The sequence below is a fragment of the Streptomyces sp. NPDC050164 genome (genome assembly GCF_044459945.1).
Taxonomy (GTDB): Bacteria; Actinomycetota; Actinomycetes; order Streptomycetales; family Streptomycetaceae; genus Streptomyces; species Streptomyces coeruleorubidus_A.
In genome coordinates, this window is the sequence record NZ_JBITJK010000007.1 from 19251 (window position 1) to 38431 (window position 19181).

The 19181-nt window shown below is 73.5% G+C and carries 16 protein-coding genes and 1 pseudogene; 7 read left to right on the forward strand and 10 right to left on the reverse strand.

Annotation, left to right across the window (positions count from 1 at the left end):
* The 3 genes from ACIBNA_RS13335 to ACIBNA_RS13345 form a co-directional block, all read right to left on the reverse strand.
* Positions 1 to 1437 (reverse strand): benzaldehyde dehydrogenase, encoded by a 1437-nt coding sequence (locus tag ACIBNA_RS13335; RefSeq protein WP_399165332.1) that lies wholly within the window; start codon positions 1435 to 1437, stop codon positions 1 to 3.
* Positions 1438 to 1671: 234 nt separating this feature from the next.
* Positions 1672 to 2721 (reverse strand): LacI family DNA-binding transcriptional regulator, encoded by a 1050-nt coding sequence (locus ACIBNA_RS13340; protein WP_399165333.1) that lies wholly within the window; start codon positions 2719 to 2721, stop codon positions 1672 to 1674.
* Positions 2722 to 2802: 81 nt separating this feature from the next.
* Positions 2803 to 3468, reverse strand: a complete 666-nt coding sequence (locus tag ACIBNA_RS13345) for a TetR/AcrR family transcriptional regulator (RefSeq protein ID WP_399165334.1) — start codon at positions 3466 to 3468, stop codon at positions 2803 to 2805.
* A gap of 130 nt (positions 3469 to 3598) precedes the next feature.
* Between ACIBNA_RS13345 and ACIBNA_RS13350 the strand changes: the two are divergent.
* Positions 3599 to 4163: pseudogene (locus ACIBNA_RS13350) on the forward strand (NADPH-dependent FMN reductase).
* A gap of 82 nt (positions 4164 to 4245) precedes the next feature.
* Here the strand turns inward: ACIBNA_RS13350 and ACIBNA_RS13355 are convergent.
* The 4 genes from ACIBNA_RS13355 to ACIBNA_RS13370 are packed head-to-tail and all read right to left on the reverse strand — an operon-like array spanning position 4246 to position 9017.
* The gene (locus ACIBNA_RS13355; protein ID WP_399165335.1) at positions 4246 to 5382 is read right to left on the reverse strand and encodes an XdhC family protein; all 1137 of its coding nucleotides are present in this window, start codon (positions 5380 to 5382) and stop codon (positions 4246 to 4248) included.
* On the reverse strand, positions 5375 to 7489 hold the full coding sequence (locus ACIBNA_RS13360; RefSeq protein ID WP_399165336.1) for a xanthine dehydrogenase family protein molybdopterin-binding subunit: 2115 nt from the start codon (positions 7487 to 7489) through the stop codon (positions 5375 to 5377). Before ACIBNA_RS13360 ends, ACIBNA_RS13355 begins: the two co-directional genes overlap by 8 nt.
* Entirely contained in the window at positions 7486 to 8478 is a 993-nt protein-coding gene (locus tag ACIBNA_RS13365) for an FAD binding domain-containing protein (RefSeq protein WP_399165337.1), read from the reverse strand. Before ACIBNA_RS13365 ends, ACIBNA_RS13360 begins: the two co-directional genes overlap by 4 nt.
* On the reverse strand, positions 8475 to 9017 hold the full coding sequence (locus tag ACIBNA_RS13370) for a (2Fe-2S)-binding protein (RefSeq protein ID WP_399165338.1): 543 nt from the start codon (positions 9015 to 9017) through the stop codon (positions 8475 to 8477). The genes ACIBNA_RS13365 and ACIBNA_RS13370 overlap by 4 nt, the downstream gene beginning before the upstream one ends.
* Before the next feature lie 238 nt (positions 9018 to 9255).
* On the opposite strand from ACIBNA_RS13370, the gene ACIBNA_RS13375 reads away from it, so the two are divergent.
* Entirely contained in the window at positions 9256 to 9834 is a 579-nt protein-coding gene (locus ACIBNA_RS13375) for a TetR/AcrR family transcriptional regulator (protein WP_399165339.1), read from the forward strand.
* Positions 9835 to 10742: 908 nt separating this feature from the next.
* Here the strand turns inward: ACIBNA_RS13375 and ACIBNA_RS13380 are convergent.
* Entirely contained in the window at positions 10743 to 11648 is a 906-nt protein-coding gene (locus tag ACIBNA_RS13380) for a LysR family transcriptional regulator (protein WP_399165496.1), read from the reverse strand.
* 117 nt (positions 11649 to 11765) lie between these two features.
* Between ACIBNA_RS13380 and ACIBNA_RS13385 the strand changes: the two genes are divergently transcribed.
* Entirely contained in the window at positions 11766 to 11996 is a 231-nt protein-coding gene (locus ACIBNA_RS13385) for a hypothetical protein (protein ID WP_399165340.1), read from the forward strand.
* Positions 11997 to 12000: 4 nt separating this feature from the next.
* Here ACIBNA_RS13385 and ACIBNA_RS13390 read toward each other — a convergent pair whose 3' ends face one another.
* Positions 12001 to 12987: an ArsR/SmtB family transcription factor gene (locus tag ACIBNA_RS13390; RefSeq protein WP_399165341.1), complete on the reverse strand. Its 987-nt coding sequence runs from the start codon at positions 12985 to 12987 to the stop codon at positions 12001 to 12003.
* Positions 12988 to 13043: 56 nt separating this feature from the next.
* On the opposite strand from ACIBNA_RS13390, the gene ACIBNA_RS13395 reads away from it, so the two are divergent.
* The 4 genes from ACIBNA_RS13395 to ACIBNA_RS13410 all read left to right on the forward strand — a co-directional run bounded on the left by ACIBNA_RS13395 (position 13044) and on the right by ACIBNA_RS13410 (position 18105).
* On the forward strand, positions 13044 to 14345 hold the full coding sequence (locus ACIBNA_RS13395; protein WP_399165342.1) for an MFS transporter: 1302 nt from the start codon (positions 13044 to 13046) through the stop codon (positions 14343 to 14345).
* Positions 14342 to 15316 carry an alpha/beta hydrolase gene (locus ACIBNA_RS13400; RefSeq protein ID WP_399165343.1) on the forward strand — a complete coding sequence of 325 codons (975 nt, stop codon included), beginning with the start codon at positions 14342 to 14344 and terminating at the stop codon, positions 15314 to 15316. Before ACIBNA_RS13395 ends, ACIBNA_RS13400 begins: the two co-directional genes overlap by 4 nt.
* Positions 15317 to 15503: 187 nt before the next feature.
* Complete coding sequence (locus ACIBNA_RS13405) at positions 15504 to 16817, forward strand: helix-turn-helix domain-containing protein (RefSeq protein WP_399165344.1); 1314 nt, start codon at positions 15504 to 15506, stop codon at positions 16815 to 16817.
* A 97-nt stretch (positions 16818 to 16914) separates the two neighbouring features.
* The gene (locus tag ACIBNA_RS13410; protein ID WP_399165345.1) at positions 16915 to 18105 is read left to right on the forward strand and encodes a CaiB/BaiF CoA transferase family protein; all 1191 of its coding nucleotides are present in this window, start codon (positions 16915 to 16917) and stop codon (positions 18103 to 18105) included.
* Positions 18106 to 18140: 35 nt separating this feature from the next.
* Here ACIBNA_RS13410 and ACIBNA_RS13415 read toward each other — a convergent pair whose 3' ends face one another.
* Complete coding sequence (locus ACIBNA_RS13415; protein WP_399165346.1) at positions 18141 to 19124, reverse strand: TerC family protein; 984 nt, start codon at positions 19122 to 19124, stop codon at positions 18141 to 18143.
* Between the last annotated feature and the right edge of the window lie 57 nt (positions 19125 to 19181).

Consider the following 19181-nt stretch of genomic DNA (forward strand, 5'->3'; position numbering starts at 1 on the left):
CTAGTACGGATACGGTGCCACGTCTCCGCGTACCGTCGTCCAGCGCAGTTCGGTGAAGGCCTCCAGGTTGGCCTCGCCGCCGAAGCGGGCGCCGGTGCCGGAGGCGGCCACTCCGCCGAAGGGCGCCACGGCCTCGTCGTTGACGGTCTGGTCGTTGATGTGGACGATGCCGGTCGGTATGCGCTCGGCGAGGTCCAGGCCGCGGGCCGTATCGCGGGTGACGATGCCCAGGGAGAGTCCGTAGGGGCTCTGCGCGGCCAGGGCCGCCGCCTCGTCGGCGGTGGTGAAGGAGCGTACGGGCGCGACGGGGCCGAAGACCTCCTCCGCGTACGCCGGGGTGTGGTCGCCGACGTGAGCGAGGACCGTGGGCCGGTAGAAGAGCCGGTCGTAGGTGCCGCCCGCGGCGAGCTTGGCGCCCGCGGCCTTGCTGGACTCGACCAGGCCGCTGATCTTGGCGAGTTGGCCGGAGTCGATGATCGGGCCCAGGTGGACCTGTTCGCGGTACGGGTCGCCGACGGCGAGTGAGTCGGCCTTGGCGGCGAGCCGCTCGACGTACTCGTCGTACAGGGACGCGTGCACCAGGTGGCGTCCGGTCGTCATGCAGATCTGGCCCTGGTGGAAGAACGAGCCCCAGGCGGCGGTGGAGATCACCGCGTCGAGGTCGGCGTCCGGCAGCACGATCATGGCCGAGTTGCCGCCGAGTTCCAGGTGGGCCCGCTTGAGGTGGCGGCCGGCGGCCTCGCCCACGGCCCGCCCGGCGGGGGTGGAGCCGGTGAAGGAGATGACCGGCACGCGCGGGTCGGCGACCAGGGCCTGTCCGGCGTCCGGGCCGCCGGGGAGCACGTGCAGCAGGTCCTGCGGCAGGCCCGCGGCGGCGAAGACCGCGGCGAGGGACAGCCCTCCGCAGACGGCGGTGCGCGGATCCGGCTTGAGGACGACCGCGTTGCCAAGGGCCAGGGCCGGTGCGACGGAGCGGATGGACAGGATCAGCGGGGCGTTGAACGGGGAGATCACGCCCACCACACCGGCCGGGACGCGGCGCGTGTACGACAGGCGCGGCGCCTCGCTGGGCAGGACCTGGCCGGCCGGACGGGAGGCGAGCGCGGCGGCCTCGTAGCACTCCTGGGCGGCGACGTGGAGTTCGAAGTCGGCCTTGCCGGGGACGGAACCGGATTCGCGGACGAGCCATTCGCGCAGCTCGGCGGCGTGGGCCGTGAACAGGTCGCCGGCCCTGCGGAGCACGGCGGCCCGGGCGAAGTGCGGGGCGCGGGCCCACTCGCGTTGGGCGGCGGCGGCCCTCCCGGCGGCGGCGCCGACGTCCTCGGGAGTGGCGAGGGCGAGGGTGCCGAGGGCTTGGCCGGTGGCTGGCTCGGTGACGGTGTACCCGGGCCCTGTCAGGGTCTGGGGCTGCCAGGTCCTGGTGTCGAGCAACGGCATGACGGCTCTCCGATCGATCGGTCACCGGCTGACGGGGTCGGCGCAATTCCCGTGAGTGCGCGGCCGGTTCGGCGGTCATAGGGCGGGACGCGGCGACCGGGCCGCATCCGTGCGTGCCGGTGGCCCGCGTTCGTACGCGTCCCCATTTTGTTGAGCGTGCAACATCCTAGTCGTGTCGCAGGACGGCGAGTCGGCCGACCGCCCTCTGCTCCGGCCGCGCAATACGGAGTGTGGTCAGCTCGACTCGCGGTGCACCACCGTGGCACCCAGCACCTGGTGCGTCTCGGGCTCGGTGCCGGGCTTGCGCACGGCGCGGTCGACCAGTTCGGCGAGTTCACGGCCGGAGGGCAGTTCCAGGCGGACCGTGCTGAGCCGTGGCCGCAGCAACCGGCCGAGCATCAGATCGTCGGCGCCGATCACGGCCGCCTCCTCGGGGATGCGGATGCCCTCGTCCTTCAGGGCCCGCATCAGCAACATCGCGTACTCGTCATTGTAGGTGAACACGGCGTCCAGGCCGAGGCCCCGCCAGCGGGCGGCGAGGCGCGCGGCGGCCTCCTCCTCGTACGGGAGGGGCAGCTCGGTCACGGTGGCGTCGGTGCCCCGCAGGGACTGGCGCACACCGTCGAGCCGGGGCGCGGAGAACGCCTCCAGGCCGGGTTCCCGCGGAACGACGACGCCGATGCGGCGCCTGCCGCGGTCGTAGAGGTGGGAGCCGGCGCTGTGGCCGACCACGTCGTGGTCCATGAGCAGGGCGTGCGCGCCCTCGATGGTCTCGGGGCCGAGGGTGACCACGGCCCGCGCCCCCGAGCGCTTGAGCACCGCCACCCCGCGCGGGCCGAGCCCGGAACCGGGCACGAGCACGGCCACGGGCCGCAACTCGGCCCAGGCGCGGGCGGCTTCGTCGCCGTGCGGGCCGCCGGTGCCGTACTGCACGACCGTGTAGTCCAGGCTGCCGAGCGCGCCCTGGAGGTCGGTGAGGAACCGGCTGTAGAGCGGGCCGACGGGGAAGGTCGGCGCGGGGATGAGGACCATACGGGTGTGCCCGGCGCGCAGACTGCGGGCCGCCGCGTGCGGGACGTACCCGAGTTCCCTGGCGGCCTCGTGGACCCGGCGGCGGGTGGGCTCGCTGATCCGTACGGCGCTGGTGTTGTTGAGGACGTAGGAGACGGTCGCGCGCGAGACGCCGGCCAGGCGGGCCACGTCGGCGCTCGTGGGCACGGAGCGCGACGGTGCGGGGGACGGGGGCGCGGGCGTTTTCGGTATCTGCACCATGACGTACGGCATCTTGGCAGAAGCCTCAATGCGCCTTTCAGGCGGGGGAGTTGTGAGAAAGCCGTGAGCGGTCACGGAGCCCCGCACGCGCGCTCAGCCGCCCGCGGCCGTGCCCGTCACCCGGTTCACGAGATCGACCCAGGCGCCCTCCAGGCGGGCCAGGGGTATCCCGCACTGTCTGGTCAGGTGGTGGATCAGGGCCGGGTCGAGCTGGCCCATGAGGGTGTGGGAGAGCAGTTCGCAGTCCGCTTCCGGGACGACCTGCCGCAGCAGCATGGCCACGTGGTGGCGCAGCACCCGGCGGGCCGGGACGGTGAAGCGGCGGCTGGCGCCCGGCTCGGCCGCCAGCTGCAGCTTCAGTTCGTCGGTCGAGCGGCGCAGCATCGCGCAGCCGAACGCCCGCAGCCGCTCCACGGGCGGTGCTCCGGGTCCGAGCGGGGGCGGCCCGGCGAGGAACGCGGCCTGGAACTTCTTCTCGGAGTGGTCGAGCAGCGCCGTCAGCAGACCGGTGCGGTCGCCGAACCGGCGGAAGACCGTGCCCTTGCCCACCCGGGCCTCGGCTGCCACCGCCTCCATCGTGACGGCGTCCGCGCCGCGCTCCGCCACCAGCCGCGCGGCGGCCTCCAGCAGCCGGGCCCGGTTGCGCGCGGCGTCGGCACGCAGGCACGGCTCGTCGGGCTCCACGGCGGTGCCGAGCTGGAGCAGCTCGGGGTGGTCGACGGACTCCTGGGGCGTCGGGATGGGCGGCACGGCAGGCATGAAGCCAGCGTAAAGCATCGGGAACACAACTGGACCGCGGTCCGGTTAGAGTGCTAGAACATTAAACGGACCCCGGTCCGGATCGTTACGGCAGTGTTTCGCAGCCGTCCTTCACCACGTGGGAGTCACCATGTCTGTTCGTATCCTCGCCCTCGTCGGCAGCCTTCGCGCCGGTTCGCACAACCGCCAGCTCGCCGAGGCCACCATCAAGCTCGCACCCGAGGGTGCCGACGTGGAACTGTTCGAGGGGCTGGCCGAGATCCCCTTCTACAACGAGGACATCGACGTCGAGGGCAGCGTTCCGGCCGCGGCCGTGCGGCTGCGTGAGGCCGCCTCCGCCGCCGACGGCCTGATCCTGTTCACGCCCGAGTACAACGGCACCATCCCGGCCGTCCTGAAGAACGCCATCGACTGGCTGTCCCGCCCGTTCGGTGCCGGCGCCCTCGGCGGCAAGCCGGTCGCCGTGGTCGGCACCGCGTTCGGCCAGTACGGCGGTGTCTGGGCGCAGGACGAGACCCGCAAGTCCGTGGGCGTGGCCGGCGGCAAGGTTGCTTCAGGACGTCAAGCTGTCCATCCCCGGCTCGATGACCCGCTTCGCCGAGACGCACCCGGCCGACGACGCCGAGGTCGCCGGGCAGCTGACCGAGGTCATCGCCCGTCTGCACGGCCACGCCTCGGAGCCGGCCGCTGCCTGATCCGCTCTCGCACGATGCCACGGAGGGGTCGAGGCCGTCGCCGGCCGCGACCCCTCCGGCATGCCGTCGGCGAAGTCGCCGCTCAGACCGGTTGCGGCAGTTGCCCGGCCGCCCGCTCGTCCCGGTGGATCGGGGTGCCCGCTCCGGTGAGCGGCCGGCCCGTGCCACCGTGCCGGGCCGCGACGATCTCCGCCGCGATGGACAGGGCGGTCTCCTCGGGCGTACGGGCGCCCAGGTCGAGGCCGATGGGTGACCTGAGCCGGGCCAGCTCCCGCTCGCTCAGCCCCGCCTCCCGAAGCCGCCGGTTGCGGTCCTGGTGGGTGCGGCGGGAGCCCATGGCGCCGACGTAGGCGACGGGCAGGCGCAGGGCTTCGGTCAGCAGGGGGATGTCGAACTTGGCGTCGTGGGTGAGCACGCACAGGACGGTCCGCGCATCGGTCTCCGTCCGCCGCAGATAGCGGTGGGGCCAGTCCACGACGATCTCGTCGGCCTCGGGAAAGCGGACCCGGGTCGCGAAGACGGGGCGGGCGTCGCACACGGTGACGTGGTAGCCGAGGAACTTGCCCGCCCGTGCGAGGGCGGCGGCGAAGTCGATGGCCCCGAAGACGATCATGCGGGGCGCGGAGACGGCCGACTCGACGAGCAGGGTGAGTCCGCCCAGGCAGTGCGAGCCGTCCTCGGAGACCTCGATCGTGCCGGTGCGTCCGCCGTCGAGCAGGGCGCCGGCCTGGGCGATCGCCGTGCGGTCCAGGTCGGGGTGGCCGCCGAGGCTGCCCTCGTGCGTGCCGTCGGGGCGTACGAGCACCGCCCGGCCGAGGAGGCCGGGCGGGCCGTGGACCACTCGGGCGAGCGCCACCGGCTCGCCGTGGGCGGCGGCCGACAGGGCGGCGGCCTGGGCCGTCCGGCCGACGCCGTACGGGGTGATCATGATGTCGATCGTTCCGCCGCAGGTCAGTCCGACCGCCAAGGCGTCCTCGTCGCTGTAGCCGAACCGCTCGACACGCGTCTGCCCGTCCTGGAGAACCTGGAGGCACAGGTCGTACACCGCGCCCTCCACGCATCCTCCGGAGACCGAGCCGATGGCCGTGCCGTCGGCGGAGACGGCCAGGGCGGCACCGGGAGGGCGCGGGGCGCTGCCGCCGACGGCGACGACCGTGGCGACGGCGAAGTCCCGGCCCTCCTCGAGCCACTCGTGCAGGTGCCCGGCGAGGTCAAGCATCGCCGCCCGCCATCAGGACACGGTCGGGGCGGATCGGCAGGTGGCGGTGGCGGACGCCGGTCGCGTGCCAGACGGCGTTGGCGACCGCCGCGGCGGCGCCCACGATGCCGACCTCGCCGATGCCCTTGATGCCGACCGGGTCGTCCGGGTCGGGGTCGTCGACCCAGTCGGCCTCGATGTGCGGGATGTCGGCGTGCGAGGCGACGTGGTAGCCCGCGAGGTCGGCGCCGTAGAGGCCGCCCGTGGCCCGGTCCCGGACGGCTTCCTCGTGCAGCGCCATCGAGATGCCCCAGATCATGCCGCCGACGAGCTGGTTGCGGGCGGTGAGCGGGTTGACGATCCGGCCGGCCGCGAAGATGCCCAGCATGCGGCGCACCCGGACCTCGCCGGTGGCCGGGTCGACGGCGACCTCGGCGAACTGCGCGCCGAAGGAGTGCCGTTCCTTCTGGGCGAGGGCGCCGATGGCCTCGGCCGTGTTCGACCGTACGGTGATGCCCTCCGGCGGAATGTCGGCGCCCGGCGCGAGGCTCCGCCGCAGTTCCTCGGCGGCGGCCGTGACGGCCCAGGCCCAGGAGCGGGTGCCCGCCGAGCCGCCGGCGATCATCGCCGGACCGAGGTCGCTGTCCCCGATGCGCACCCGGACGCGGTCCGTCGGCACCCCCAGCGCGTCGGCGGCGACCAGGGTGAGCGCGGTCCGGGCGCCGGTGCCGATGTCCGCGGCGTTGATCCCCACCGTGAAGGTGCCGTCCGCCTCCGCGGTGACGGCCGCCGTGGAGGGCATGGCTCCCGCGGGGAAGGAGGCGGCGGCGGTTCCGGTGCCGAGCAGCCAGCGGCCGTCGCGGCGCACGCCGGGGCGCGGGTCGCGCTCCGCCCAGCCGAACCTGCGGGCGCCTTCCCGGAAGCAGGCGATCAGGTTGCGGCTGCTGAACGGCAGCCCGGACACCGGGCCCACGCTGGGTTCGTTGCGCAGGCGCAGCTCGATCGGGTCGATGCCGCACCGCTCGGCGAGCTCGTCGAGCGCCGCCTCCAGCGCGAACGAGCCGGGCGCCTCCCCGGGGGCGCGCATCCAGGTCGGGGTCGGCACGTCGAGCCGCACGACCCGGCTGGCCGTGTGATGCGCGTCCGCGTCGTACATCGCCCGGCTCGCGGCGGCGCTCGGCTCCACGAACTCGTGCACGGACGAGGTCATGTTCAGGGACTGGTGCTCCAGGGCGCGCAGCCGACCGTCCGCGTCGGCGCCGAGCCTGACCCGCTGGGCCGTGGGGCTGCGGTAGCCGGCGAGCGAGAACATCTGCCGGCGGGTCATGACGACCCTGACCGGGCGTTGCAGGACGGTCGCGGCCATCACGGCGGCCACCTGGTGCGCACGGGTGGCCTTGCTGCCGAAGCCGCCGCCGACGTGCTCGGAGCGCACCCGCACGGAGGCCGGGTCGAGGGAGAACAGGTTCGCGAGTTCGCCGGCGATCCAGGTGGTGCCCTGGTTGGAGTCGACGACCTCGAGCCGGCCGCCTTCCCACAGGGCCGTCGCGGCGTGCGGCTCCATCGGGTTGTGGTGTTCCTCCGGAGTGGTGTACTCCGCGTCCACCACGACGGCGGAGGAGGCGAGTTGGGCCTCCAGGTCGCCCTTCTCCATCACGCCCGGCGCATGGCCGTCGACCGGATACGCCTCGGTCTGCCGCTCGGCGGAGAACGCGACGTCGTGCGGCTCCTGGTCGTAAGTCACGACGAGGGCCTCGGCGGCCTCCCTGGCCTGCTCGGACGTCTCGGCGACGACCAGCGCCACCGGCCAGCCCATGTGGATCACTCGGTCGTGCTGGAAGAGGGCGACGCTCGGGTCCGGCGGGACGCCCAGCAGTCCGACGTAGTCGCTGTCGACGCGCGGGGCGTTGTGGTGGTGGAGCACGGTGAGGACGCCGGGCATGGCGAGGACGGGTTCGGTGTCGAGGGCGCGGATGCGGCCGCGGGCGACGGTGGACAGGACCAGCCAGCCGTGGGCGAGTTCCGTGAAGGGGATCTCGGCGGCGTACCGGGCCGCTCCGGTGACCTTGTCTCGGCCTTCCACGCGGGTGTGCGCCGTACCGACGGAGCCTTTGGTGACAGTGGTCATCGAGTGGCCTCCTCGGCGAGTTCGCTCAGGCCGGCCACGACGAGGTTGCGCATCAGGGTCACCTTGTATCCGTTGTGGGGGAGCGGTTTCGCGTGAGCCAGTTCGGCGTCCGCGGCGGCCGCGAAGTTCTCGGCGTCGGCCGGGGCGCCGAGCAGGGCGCGTTCGGCCGCGCGGGCCCGCCAGGGGCGGGAGGCGACCGCTCCGAAGGCCAGGCGGACATCCCGTACGACACCGTCCTCGACGTCGAGCGCGGCGGCGATCGAACCGATGGCGAAGGCGTACGAGGCACGCTCGCGTACCTTGCGGTAGCGGGAGCTGGCGGCCACCGGGGCGGGCGGCAGGGTGACGCCGGTGATCAGCGCGCCCGGCGGCAGGGCCGTCTCCAGGTGCGGGGTCTCCCCCACCGGCAGGTAGAAGTCGGCGAGCGGCAACTCCCCAGGCCCGTCCGCCGTTTCGTAGGACACGGTCGCGTCGAAGGCGGCGAGCGCCACGCCCATGTCGGAGGGGTGCGTGGCCACGCAGTGCTCGGAGGCGCCCAGGATGGCGTGATTGTGGTGCTCACCGGTGATGGCGGGGCAGCCGCTGCCCGGGATGCGCTTGTTGCACGCCGAGGTGATGTCGGAGAAGTAGCCACAGCGGGTGCGCTGGAGCAGGTTCCCGCCGACGGTGGCCATGTTGCGCAGCTGCCCGGAGGCGCCGGCCAGCACCGCCTGCGCCAACGCCGGGTAGCGCAGGCGCACTTCGGGGTGCACGGCGAGGTCGCTGTTGGTGACGGTCGCGCCGATGCGGAGCCCGCCGTCGCCGGTCGGCTCGATGCGGTTCAGGGGCAGTTCGCGGACGTCGACCAGCCGGGCGGGCCGCTCGACGCCGGTCTTCATCAGGTCGACGAGGTTGGTGCCGCCGCCCAGGAAACGGGCTTCGTCGTCGCCGTCGAGCAGCGCCACGGCGCCGGAGACGTCGTAGGCGCGCTGGTAACCGAACTCCCTCATGCCGCCGCTCCCTTCGCCTCGGCGGCGCGGGCGACGGCCTGGACGATCGACACGTAGGCGCCGCAGCGGCACAGGTTGCCGCTCATCCGCTCCCGGATCTCCTCCGGGGTCAGCGGTGGCGGTCCCGCCTGGGGTCGTATGTCGTCGGTGGCGGCGCTGGGCCAGCCCGCCGCGTGCTCCTCGATCAGGGCGATGGCCGAGCAGATCTGCCCCGGCGTGCAGTAACCGCACTGGAATCCGTCGAGGTCGAGGAACGCCTGCTGCACCGGGTGCAGTTGATCGCCTTCGGCCACGCCCTCGATGGTGGTGACCTCACGCCCCTCGGCCGCCACCGCGAGCTGGAGGCAGGACACGGCCCGGCGGCCGTCGACCAGCACCGTGCAAGCGCCGCACTGGCCCTGGTCGCAGCCCTTCTTCGTGCCGGTCAGATCGAGGCGCTCGCGCAGCGCGTCGAGCAGGGTGGTGCGGTGGTCGACGGTCAGCGTGTACTTCTCGCCGTTGACGGACAGGGTGAGGTCGCTGGACGTCGATGGTGGCATGGAAGCCTTCTTTCTCACGTCGCAAGGTCGGCAGGCAGGAGTGTGGGTGGCGGGGCCGGTTCGTGGCGGTGCAGGATGCGGGGCAGGCCTGCCGTGGCACGGTCGTCTCGGGACTGTCCGCGCGGGCGTCCCGCCGATACGATGGAGCAAGCGGACAGTTGTCCGTTACCCGGAAACGTAACGGACAACTGTCCGCTTAACAAGGGCCGGGTTTCGGCCAAGGCCGCGAGGAGGGCGAGTGCCGCAGAAGAAGGACGCTCCTCTGCGCTCGGACGCGCAACGCAACCGCGAGCGCATCCTGGAGGTCGCGCTGGTCGAACTGACGCGTTCGGCGGACGCGCCGCTGAGCGCGATCGCCAAGAAGGCGGGCGTCGGGCAGGGGACCTTCTACCGCCACTTCCCCAGCCGTGAGGCCCTCGTCATGGAGATCTACCGGCACGAGATGCAGCAGGTCGCCGACACCGCGGCACCGCTGCTGGAGAGCCGGGAACCCGACCAGGCGCTGCGTGAGTGGATGGACCGCTGCGCACGGTTCGCCATGACCAAGGCCGGCCTGGCCGACGCGCTACGCCAGGCCACCAGCGCGCCGGGAAAGCCGGCGAAGCCGGCACACACCCCGCTGACCGAGGCGGCCGAACTCCTCCTCCGCGCCAACGAGAAGGCCGGCACCATCCGCCCGGGAATCACCGCGGACGACCTCTTCCTCACCATCGGCGGCCTCTGGACGATCGACCCCCACATCGACTGGCAACCACGCGCCACCCGCCTGCTGGACCTCGTCATGGACGCACTGCGGGTGGGGGCGCCTGGGCGGTGACGGGGCGGGGGCTTCGCGGGGTCTGCTGGGCGCGACCGATGGGAACGCGATTCGGAGGGCGGCGGCCGGTGGTGAACGGCCCGTGCTTCGCAGGGGGCCGACGGACGCGCTGCGGAGAGCGGCGTCCGCGGGTCAACGACCCGTGCTTCACAGGCGGCCGACGGACGCGCTGCGGAGAGCGGCGTCCGCGGGTCAACAGCCGGGTGGGGAGACGGACGATGACCGCCTCTGCGATCATCGCCGCGGGCATTCAGCCCGCGCAGCGCTACCGAGGAGGGCCGCGCCGGCCGTGAACGGCCCGGGCTTGGCTCGGCGGCCGGTGGACGCGCTGCGGAGGGCGACGCCCGCACGGGCGGGCCCGGGGCCGGGGAACGGACGACGGCCATCTCGGCGATCACCACCGCCGGCATTCAGGCCGCGCAGCGCTACCCGGCGGGGCAGCACCGGCGGCTGGACCGCCCGGCCTTCGGGCGGACGGCCGAGAGACGCGCCGTGGGAGGGCCGCGTCCGGTGGTGAACGGCCCGGGGCGAGGGACGCGACGATGGACGTCTCGGCAATCACCGGCCGCCGACATTCGGACCGCGCGGCACAGCCCAGGGAGACAGCGCCGGCGGTGGATGGCCAGGCCTTCGGGCGGACGGCCGAGGGACGCGCCGCGGAAGGGTGGCGCCCGGGCCTTGAGCGGCCTGGGGCGGGGGTCGGACAATGGCCGCCTGGGCGATCAGTGTCGCCGGCAGGACACCGAAGAACTGGTACGGGCGGGCCGCCCCACACGGCCGCGGCGCAGCGCCGTCGCGCCGTGCACGGTTCGCCGGACGCCCCGCAGCGCTACCCGGCGGGAGCGGTGGGCCGCCGGGGCTTCGGATGGACGGACCAGGGGCCCGCTTCGTGCGCCCGAGTCGGGGTTTCAGGCGACGGCCGTGGGGGCCAGTTCCCGTAGTTCTCGGAGGGCCGTTGCCACCGCCGGGCGGGCGTGGCCGCCGCCGCGGGTGCAGGTCAGGAGCTTGCGGTGGGGGTTGCCTTCGCAGCGGATGCGGACGATCGGGAGATGCGGGGTCAGGTGGGCCAGGCGCGGGATGAGGGCGACGCCGAGCCGGTGGGCGACGAGGTGGGCGGCGACGTTCCAGTCGAGGGCGTGGTGGACGACGTCGGGGGTGAAACCGGCCGCGCCGCAGGCGGACAGGACGTGCGGGCGGCAGGCACTCTCCTCCACAGGCGCGATCCACGGCTCGTGTGCCGCCTCCGCGAGATCGACCCGGGCCCGTCCGGCCAGCCGGTGCCCGTCGGGGACGACCAGGTCGAACGGGTCGTCGAGCAAGGGCTGCTGGTCGAACCGCGTGTCGCTCAGCGGCGGGTTGTGCGGGGTCGACTCGACGATCGCCAGGTCGATGTCACCCTCGAAGAGGAGGTCGAAGCTCTCCGGGACGCCCGCCTCGGTGATCCGTACGGACAGCCGCGGGTGCCGCTCCCCCAGCCGGGCCGCCATCGGCGCGAGCAGCACCGAGATGGCCACGGGGAAGCCCGTCACGCGCAGCACTCCGGACGGCGCCCCGTGGTCCGCCCGAAGATCGAGTTCCGCCTGGTCCCAGCGGGCCTGGATGGCGTCGGCGTGCGCGAGCAGGCTCTCGGCGGCCGGAGTGAGGCGGACCCCGCGTCCCTGCGGTTCCAGCAGGTCGACGCCCAGGTCACGGGCGAGCTGGCGGACCTGCTGGGAGGCGGCGGACGGGGTGAAGTGCAGGGCTCGGGCGGCCGCGGTGACCGTGCCGTAGTGGGCGACCGCCCTCAGGACATGCAGCCGGCGCAGGTCAATCATGAAGTCCACGCTTCACAATGGGGTCCACAAAGTCAACCTGGACGTGTACGGAGACTCCGACGCACCCTGGCTGTGTCGCGACGGTCAACCAGCCACGACGTACGAGGAGTCAGAGACATGATCAGCACCACCGGCACCGTCTGCCCGCACTGCGGCTGGCCGGACGGAGGCGAGCCGTTCCAGGTGCTGTCCCGGCACACCACCGCGACGGGCCGCACGGAGTGGACGCGCTGCGGATGCGGCTCGCTCCAGGTCCGGGTCGTCGACGGCTGCGGCATGCGCGTCGTCTCGCGCAGCGGGCCGGCATCCGGGTCCGCTCCGGCTCGGTCGGGTGAGGCGAGCCGTTGAGGGCTCAGGCCCCGCCGTGCCGGGCCAGCCGTTCCCCCAGCGGGCTGCGCCGGTACAGGACGCGGCGGCCGTCGCGGGCGCGGGTGACCAGGCCCGTCGCGTGCAGGACGCGCAGGTGCTGGGACACGGCGCTCGGGGTCACCCCGAGGCGCCGGGCCAGCTCCACCGTGGGCAGGGACTCGGCCAGCAGCCGCAGCAGCGTGCTGCGGGGCGCGCCGAGCAGGGCCGTCAGGGCGGGGGCGTCCGGCTCGGGCTCCGGTTCCCACAGGGTGGCGGCGCCCCGGCTGGGGTAGGCGAGCATCGGCGGTTCCGCGGCGCTGACCGGGGGCGCCGGCTGGTGCGCGAACAGCGACGGGACGAGGCGCAGGCCGCGTCCGGAGCCGTCCACGTGGTGATGTCCGCGCATCCGGTCGACGCGCAGGACACCGTCGTCCCAGCGCAGGTTGCGGTGCAGGTCGGCGAAGAGCAGCCGGGCGCCGCCGGTGGCCAGCTGCCGTGCCCGGTGGGTGATGTCGGCCTCCAGCACGAGCCGCATCCGGGGCCAGGACGGCAGCAGCGCCGACTCCCAGTACCGCCGCAGGAGTTCGCTCAGCTCCTCCAGCAGCTCCGCGACGGGAGCGTCACCAGGCGCGGCGACCGCCCGCAGGGCAGCCGGCAGGGGCCTGGGCGCGTGGGCGGCGAGCAGGTCACGGCGTACGGTCTGCGCGGGTGTGGCGCGTACGACGGTCAGCTGCTCGTCGAGAGTGGACGCGAAGGACGCCGGCCTGGGGGTCAGGAAGTCGGGCAGGGCCAGGGTGTCCCCCACCAGGGCCGCGAGCAGCCGGGCGTCGGCCGGGGCGAGCTCGTGGAGCACGGCGGCGCGCCACCGGACGTGCAGGGGGTAGAGGGCGGGGGCGCGCAGGGCGCGCAGGCTGCCCACCACCTCGCGCAGGGGCGAGATCGCGAAGCGGGTGTCGGCGAGGTCCTCGGCGTCGAGCCGGAAGCTGATCATTAAGGCCCCCGCTACATCCTTTGGCAACCGCCCGGCCATGGCGTGGACTTCGGTCCATGACGGATCACGATCATCGGCAGCCTACAGCGCACCCGGGCGCGAGTCCCCGGGTCGTCCTGGCCCTGGCGCTCGTCTGCGGTACGGCCGTGGGCAATGTCTATTTCCCTCAGGCCCTCAGCCCGCTGATCGCGTCCGGGCTGCACGTCTCGCCCGACGCGGCCGCCGGCGTCGTCACCGCGACGCAGTTCGGCTACGCGGCCGGGATCTGCCTGCTCGTCCCGCTCGGCGACCGCCTCCCGTACCGCCCGCTGCTGGTCACGCTCCTCACGCTGACCGGGCTCGGTCTGTTCGCGGCGAGCGCCGCGCCGGGGCTGGTGCCGCTGGCCGGCGCCAGTGCCCTGGTGGGGGTGACGACGGTGGTGGCACCGCTCGCCGGGCCGCTGGCGGCCGGTCTGGTGCCGCAGGAGCGGCGTGGCGTCACCGGCGGCACCCTGCTGAGCGGCTCCCTCGCGGGCATGCTGCTGTCGCGCACCGTCGGCGGCGCGCTCGGCGACTGGCTGGGCTGGCGGGCACCGTACGTCCTGGCCGCCGTGCTGTCCCTGGCGGTGGCCGCCCTGTCGGCGCGTCTGCTTCCGCTGACGTCCCCGCCCTCCGCGCAGGGCTATTTCGCGCTCCTGGCCGAGCCGCTGCGGCTGCTGCGCAGGGAGCCGGATCTGCGCCGCTCCTGCCTGTACCAGGCCCTGGTGTTCGCCGGTTTCTCCGCGGTGTGGACGGGTGTGGCGCTGCTGCTCACCGGTCCGGCGTACGGCATGGGTGCGGGGGCCGTGGGGCTGCTCGCCCTGGTCAACGCGGTGACCATGGTGTGCACGCCGGTCGCGGGCCGCCGGGTCGACCGGCGGGGGCCGGACGCGGTCAACGGGGTGTGCTTCCTGGCGGTGAGCGCCTCGGCCGCGGTGCTGGCGCTGGGCGGTGTCGGCGGTGCGGCGGGCGTGGCGGCCCTGGTCGTGGGCACGCTGCTGCTCGACGTCGGCATGCAGTCCGGGATGGTCGCCAACACGGTGCGGATCCAGGGGCTGCGCGCGCAGGTGCGCAGCCGGCTCACCACGGCCTATATGACCTGCGCGTATCTTGGTGGCGCCGTCGGCTCGTGGCTGGGCATGCGCGCGTACGGCCGCTTCGGATGGCTCGGGGTGTGCGCGCTGGTCGCGGCGCTCACTGCGGTGGCCCTCGCCAGGCACCGGAGCGCCACCCGCCGTGCGGCGGGCAGGTTCCGCCGCACGGCGGCGTCCGCGGCCGGGGCGGCGGGACCGACCATGGCCGCACGAGCCGCCGCGACCTCGCATGAGGAGACGTCATGACACATGTTCCGCCCCCGTTCGACCCGGAACTCGCCGGAGCCCTGGAGCTGATCAAGGAGATGATCAGTCCGGGTCTCACGCTGGACGAGATCGCCGAGGTGCGCCAGGGCCCTGGCATCCAGCTGCTGGCCGATCTGGACCTGACGATGGGCGGGACGTTCGAGGTGGAGGACCGGCAGGTGCCCGGGCCGCAGGGCGAGCCCGACATCTCGCTGCTGATCTGCCGGCCGACCGCTCCGGCGACCGCCGGGGCGCGGCCGGTCATCTACCACGTGCACGGCGGCGGCATGGTCATCGGGAACAACCGGGTCGGCGTCGACGTCCCGCTGGCATGGGCACGGACGCTGGACGCGGTCGTGGTGTCGGTGGAGTACCGGCTGGCGCCGGAGCATCCGTATCCCGCGCCGCTCGAGGACGTGTACGCCGGGCTGCTGTGGACGGCGGACCACGCCGCCGAGCTCGGTGCCGACCCCGAGCGGATCGTCATCGCGGGCGCGAGCGCGGGCGGCGGGCTGTGCGCGGCCCTGGCCCTGCTCACACGGGACCGCAAGGGGCCGCAGCCGATCGGGCAGGTCCTGTTGTGCCCGATGCTCGACGACCGCAACGACACGCCGTCGACCCACCAGATGGCGGGCCTCGGGGTATGGGACCGCACCGCCAACGAGACCGGCTGGACCGCGCTGCTGGGCTCGCGGCGCGGCGGCCCCGACGTGCCGGAGTACGCGGCACCGGCCCGTGCCGAGGACCTGACCGGGCTGCCCCCGGCGTTCCTCGACGTCGGCTCCGCGGAGACCTTCCGCGACGAGGTCGTCGCCTACACCTCGCGTATCTGGCAGGCCGGCGGCGTGGCCGAGCTGCACGTCTGGCCCGGCGGCTTCCACGGCTTCGACGGCTTCGCACCCCAGGCGGCGCTCTCCCAGTCGGCGCGGGCGGCCCATGTGGACTGGCTGCGGAGGTTGCTGAGCGCGTGACGGGCGCAGAGTCCGGCGGGCCGGGGAAGCGCACGCAGCTCGCCCCGGCTCGACTCCCACTCCTGCCGCACCTGCCCTGCCGACCGTCCCCAGCGCGGACTGCCACCGGCGCCGGCCAGGGCAGCGCGCGCGGGCAGTCACCTGCACGCGGGGCCCGCTCGGCGGCCGCGTGCCGCACCATGGGCCTATGAAAGAGCTGGCCGGGCGCCTGACCGCGCTCGATCCGGATGCCGGTGCGGCGGTCCGGGTCATCGCCTACTTCGACCGTCTGGCCGAGTCCAGGGCCGGTGTGGAGGCACTCGTACGCGGTGCCGCCGTACTGGCCGGCTGCCCGGCCCGGCTGGTGGACCCCGAACGGCGCGTGCACGTGCGCGTGGAGCCCGACGGCACGAGGCGGGACACCGAGGCGCCACCTGATCCCACCTGGCCGTCCGCCCGGCTGACCCCGAACGGCACGGCGGCGCTGTGGCTGGAGCGGGCCGGGGTGGCGTCGGACGTCGTGGACACGGGCCGTGCGGGGGCGGCGTCCGGCGCCGTGAACGCTGACCCTGGCGGGTCGGCGCCCGGCAACATGAACGCCGACCATGCCAGGGCGGCCTCCCACGCCGTGGACACGCACCGCGCCGGGCTCGCGCACGACGTGGAACACACAGGCCGCACCGAGGCGGCACCCGACGCCGCGAACACGGACCGCGACGAAACAGCGCCCCGCATGCTCGACACCGACCGAGCCGGGGCGGCGTCGTCCCGCATGGCCGACGCCGACCGCACCGGGACACCGTCCCGGATGGTTGGCGGTGGGCACGCCCGGGTCGCGCCCAGTGTGGTCGACGCGGTGATTCTCGAGCGGGCCGCCGGTGCCATACGTCTCGTTCTCGACCGCACCCGCGGACGGGCCCCGGCCTACGATCCGGCGCTGGTCGAGACGCTCCTCGACGGCACGGCCCCGGAACCTGCCCGGCTGCACGCCGCCCGTCGCCTCGGACTGGACCCCACGGTCCCGGCCCGGGCTCTCGCCCCGCTGAACGACCGGCCACGAGTCGTGCCCGACGGGGCGGAGGCCGGCACGGTCGGACGGCTCGGAGTCGGGCCGGCCGTTCCCGTGCTGGAGCTCCCGCGGTCCTGGGCCGAGGCCCGTACCGCCCTGCGGTTCACCGCCGAAGGCACCCCGCAGGACCCCGGCCCACGGGTCGTGTACGCCGACGAGCTGGGCGGCATCGCCCTCCTCGCCGATCTCGTCGTGCCGGGCGCCGAACCGCCGCCCGACGTCCGTGCCCTGGAGACGGCCGCGGCGACCACGCCCTGGCTGGCGGCGACGCTGCACGCGGTCGCGTCCACGGCGAGCCTGCGGGCGGCCGCCTCCGAGATCAACGTCCATCACTCGACGCTCCAGGACCGGCTGGCCCACGCCGAGCACCTGCTCGGCTGGCCGGTGCGCACCCCGCAGGGCCGACTCCGGCTGCAACTGGCGCTGGCGATGCGGCACCTGGCCCGGCCGTAGCCGCCGCGCGCCCGCGCGTGACCGCGTGATCCGGCTCGCGTCCGGCTGGGAGACACTGTCCGGGCGCCGTCCGGTACGAGGTTCAGGAGCATGAGGTATGAGCGTGCAGCGGTTTCCCCTGGCCGGGGTCACGGTGGTCAGCCTGGAACAGGCCGTGGCCGCGCCCTACGCCACCCGGCAGCTCGCCGACCTCGGCGCCCGTGTGATCAAGGTGGAGAGGCCAGGCGGCGGCGACTTCGCCCGCCGGTACGACACGACCGTGCACGGCCACTCCAGCTATTTCGTGTGGCTCAACCGGTCCAAGGAGTCCCTCACACTGGACCTCAAGGATCCACGGGGCCACGAGATCCTCCACGAACTCCTCGACGGAGCCGACGTGTTCGTACAGAACCTCGCCCCGGGCGCCGCCGGCCGGCTCGGTCTGGACGCCGCCACCGTCACCAGCCGCCGCCCCGGTCTGATCCCGTGCACGATATCCGGCTGGGGCACGACCGGCCCCTGGGCCGACCGCAAGGCGTACGACCTGCTCGTGCAGTGCCAGACCGGTCTTGTGTCCCTGACGGGAACCCCCGAGGGGACCGCCCGGACCGGGATCTCCGTCGCCGACATCGCCGCCGGGATGTACGCCTACAGCGGCATCCTCACGGCCCTGTACACCCGCGCCGTCACCGGTGAGGCCCACCCGGTGGAGGTGTCCCTGTTCGAGGCGCTGGCGGAGTGGATGGGCCAGCCCGCCTACTACACCCGGCACGGCGGCACCCAGCCCCCGCGCCTGGGCACCCAGCACGCCACCATCGCGCCGTACGGGACCTACGAGGCCGCCGACGGCAAGGAAGTGCTGTTCTCCATCCAGAACGAGCGGGAGTGGGCGGCCCTGTGCACCGGGTTCCTCGGCCGGCCGGAGCTGGTCGGCGATCCGCGCTTCGCCTCCGCCTCCGACCGCGTCGCCCATCGCGAGGAGCTCAACACGATCGTCGCCGCCCGCTTCGCCCGCTCCGGCTCCGACGAGATCCTCGAGGACCTGGAGGCCATCGGCATCGCCTGCGCCGGGGTCAACGACGTCGCCGCGTTCCTGGACCACCCGGCGCTGGCCGCTCGCGGCCGCTGGACCGAGGTCGCGGTGCCGGGCGCCACGGTGGAGGCCCTGCTCCCGCCGGCCGACCTCGCGGGCCTGCCCGCCCGCATGGACCCCGTACCGGCGGTCGGCGAGCACACCGAGTCGATCCTCGCCGAGCTGGGCCGCACCGACGAGGAGGTGGCGGCCCTGCGCGCGGACGGCGTCGTCTGACGCCCCAGGGGGTCCCCGGCTGCAACCGGCAGAACCTACTGGGGCCCGGTGGCGCGCTCCGCCTCCTCAGCCTCGGCCTCCTGCTTCTTCGAAGCCCGCAGACTGGTGATCGTGGTGACGGCCAGCACCAGCACGATGAAGGTCAGCGAGAAGGGGATGCTGATCTCGGGCACGTGGACGCCCGACTCGTGCAGGGCGTGCAGCACCAGCTTCACGCCGATGAAGCCCAGGATGATCGACAGGCCGTAGGAGAGGTGGACCAGCTTCTTCAGCAGGCCGCCGATGAGGAAGTACAGCTGGCGCAGCCCCATCAGGGCGAAGGCGTTCGCGGTGAACACGATGTACGGGTCCTGCGTCAGCCCGTAGATCGCGGGGATGGAGTCGAGGGCGAACAGCACGTCCGTGGAGCCGATCGCGAGCATCACGACCAGCATCGGGGTCATGATCCGCTTGTCGTTCTCGGTGATGAACAGCTTCGTGCCGTGGTAGCGGTCGGCCACGCCGAAGCGCTCCTCCGCCATCTTCAGCAGCTTGTTCTCCTGGTACTCCTCCTCGTGGTCCTCCTTGCGGGCGTCCTGGATCAGCTTCCAGGCGGTCCAGATGAGGAAGGCGCCGAAGATGTAGAACACCCAGGAGAAGGCGGTGATGATCGCCGCGCCGGCCGCGATGAACCCGGCCCGCAGTACCAGGGCCATCAGGACGCCGACCATCAGCACCCGCTGCTGGTACTGCGAGGGCACCGCGAACTTCCCCATGATCAGGACGAACACGAAGAGGTTGTCGACGCTCAGCGACTTCTCGGTGATGTACCCGGCGAAGAACTCACCGGTGGGTCCGCTCCCACCGAAGTACCACAGCCCCAGCCCGAACAGCACGGCCAGGACGATCCACACCACCGTCCACGTCCCGGCTTCCTTGACGGACACGTCGTGAGGCTTGCGGCCGACGAAGAAGTCGACGGCGACGAGCAGGCACAGAGCTGCCACGGTCAGCAGCCATACGGAGAGCGGGACGTTCACTGATGCTCCTGTTACAGGTGTGGGGATGGCACATCGTTGTTCGACGTGGCCGATTTC

Bases quoted from the DNA above. Each gene is read 5' to 3' on its own strand.
- ACIBNA_RS13335 (WP_399165332.1), bottom strand. From the start codon at position 1,437: ATGCCGTTGCTCGACACCAGGACCTGGCAGCCCCAGACCCTGACAGGG.
- ACIBNA_RS13340 (WP_399165333.1), bottom strand. From the start codon at position 2,721: ATGCCGTACGTCATGGTGCAGATACCGAAAACGCCCGCGCCCCCGTCC.
- ACIBNA_RS13345 (WP_399165334.1), bottom strand. From the start codon at position 3,468: ATGCCTGCCGTGCCGCCCATCCCGACGCCCCAGGAGTCCGTCGACCAC.
- ACIBNA_RS13355 (WP_399165335.1), bottom strand. From the start codon at position 5,382: ATGCTTGACCTCGCCGGGCACCTGCACGAGTGGCTCGAGGAGGGCCGG.
- ACIBNA_RS13360 (WP_399165336.1), bottom strand. From the start codon at position 7,489: ATGACCACTGTCACCAAAGGCTCCGTCGGTACGGCGCACACCCGCGTG.
- ACIBNA_RS13365 (WP_399165337.1), bottom strand. From the start codon at position 8,478: ATGAGGGAGTTCGGTTACCAGCGCGCCTACGACGTCTCCGGCGCCGTG.
- ACIBNA_RS13370 (WP_399165338.1), bottom strand. From the start codon at position 9,017: ATGCCACCATCGACGTCCAGCGACCTCACCCTGTCCGTCAACGGCGAG.
- ACIBNA_RS13380 (WP_399165496.1), bottom strand. From the start codon at position 11,648: ATGATTGACCTGCGCCGGCTGCATGTCCTGAGGGCGGTCGCCCACTAC.
- ACIBNA_RS13385 (WP_399165340.1), top strand. From the start codon at position 11,766: ATGATCAGCACCACCGGCACCGTCTGCCCGCACTGCGGCTGGCCGGAC.
- ACIBNA_RS13390 (WP_399165341.1), bottom strand. From the start codon at position 12,987: ATGATCAGCTTCCGGCTCGACGCCGAGGACCTCGCCGACACCCGCTTC.
- ACIBNA_RS13395 (WP_399165342.1), top strand. From the start codon at position 13,044: ATGACGGATCACGATCATCGGCAGCCTACAGCGCACCCGGGCGCGAGT.
- ACIBNA_RS13400 (WP_399165343.1), top strand. From the start codon at position 14,342: ATGACACATGTTCCGCCCCCGTTCGACCCGGAACTCGCCGGAGCCCTG.
- ACIBNA_RS13405 (WP_399165344.1), top strand. From the start codon at position 15,504: ATGAAAGAGCTGGCCGGGCGCCTGACCGCGCTCGATCCGGATGCCGGT.
- ACIBNA_RS13410 (WP_399165345.1), top strand. From the start codon at position 16,915: ATGAGCGTGCAGCGGTTTCCCCTGGCCGGGGTCACGGTGGTCAGCCTG.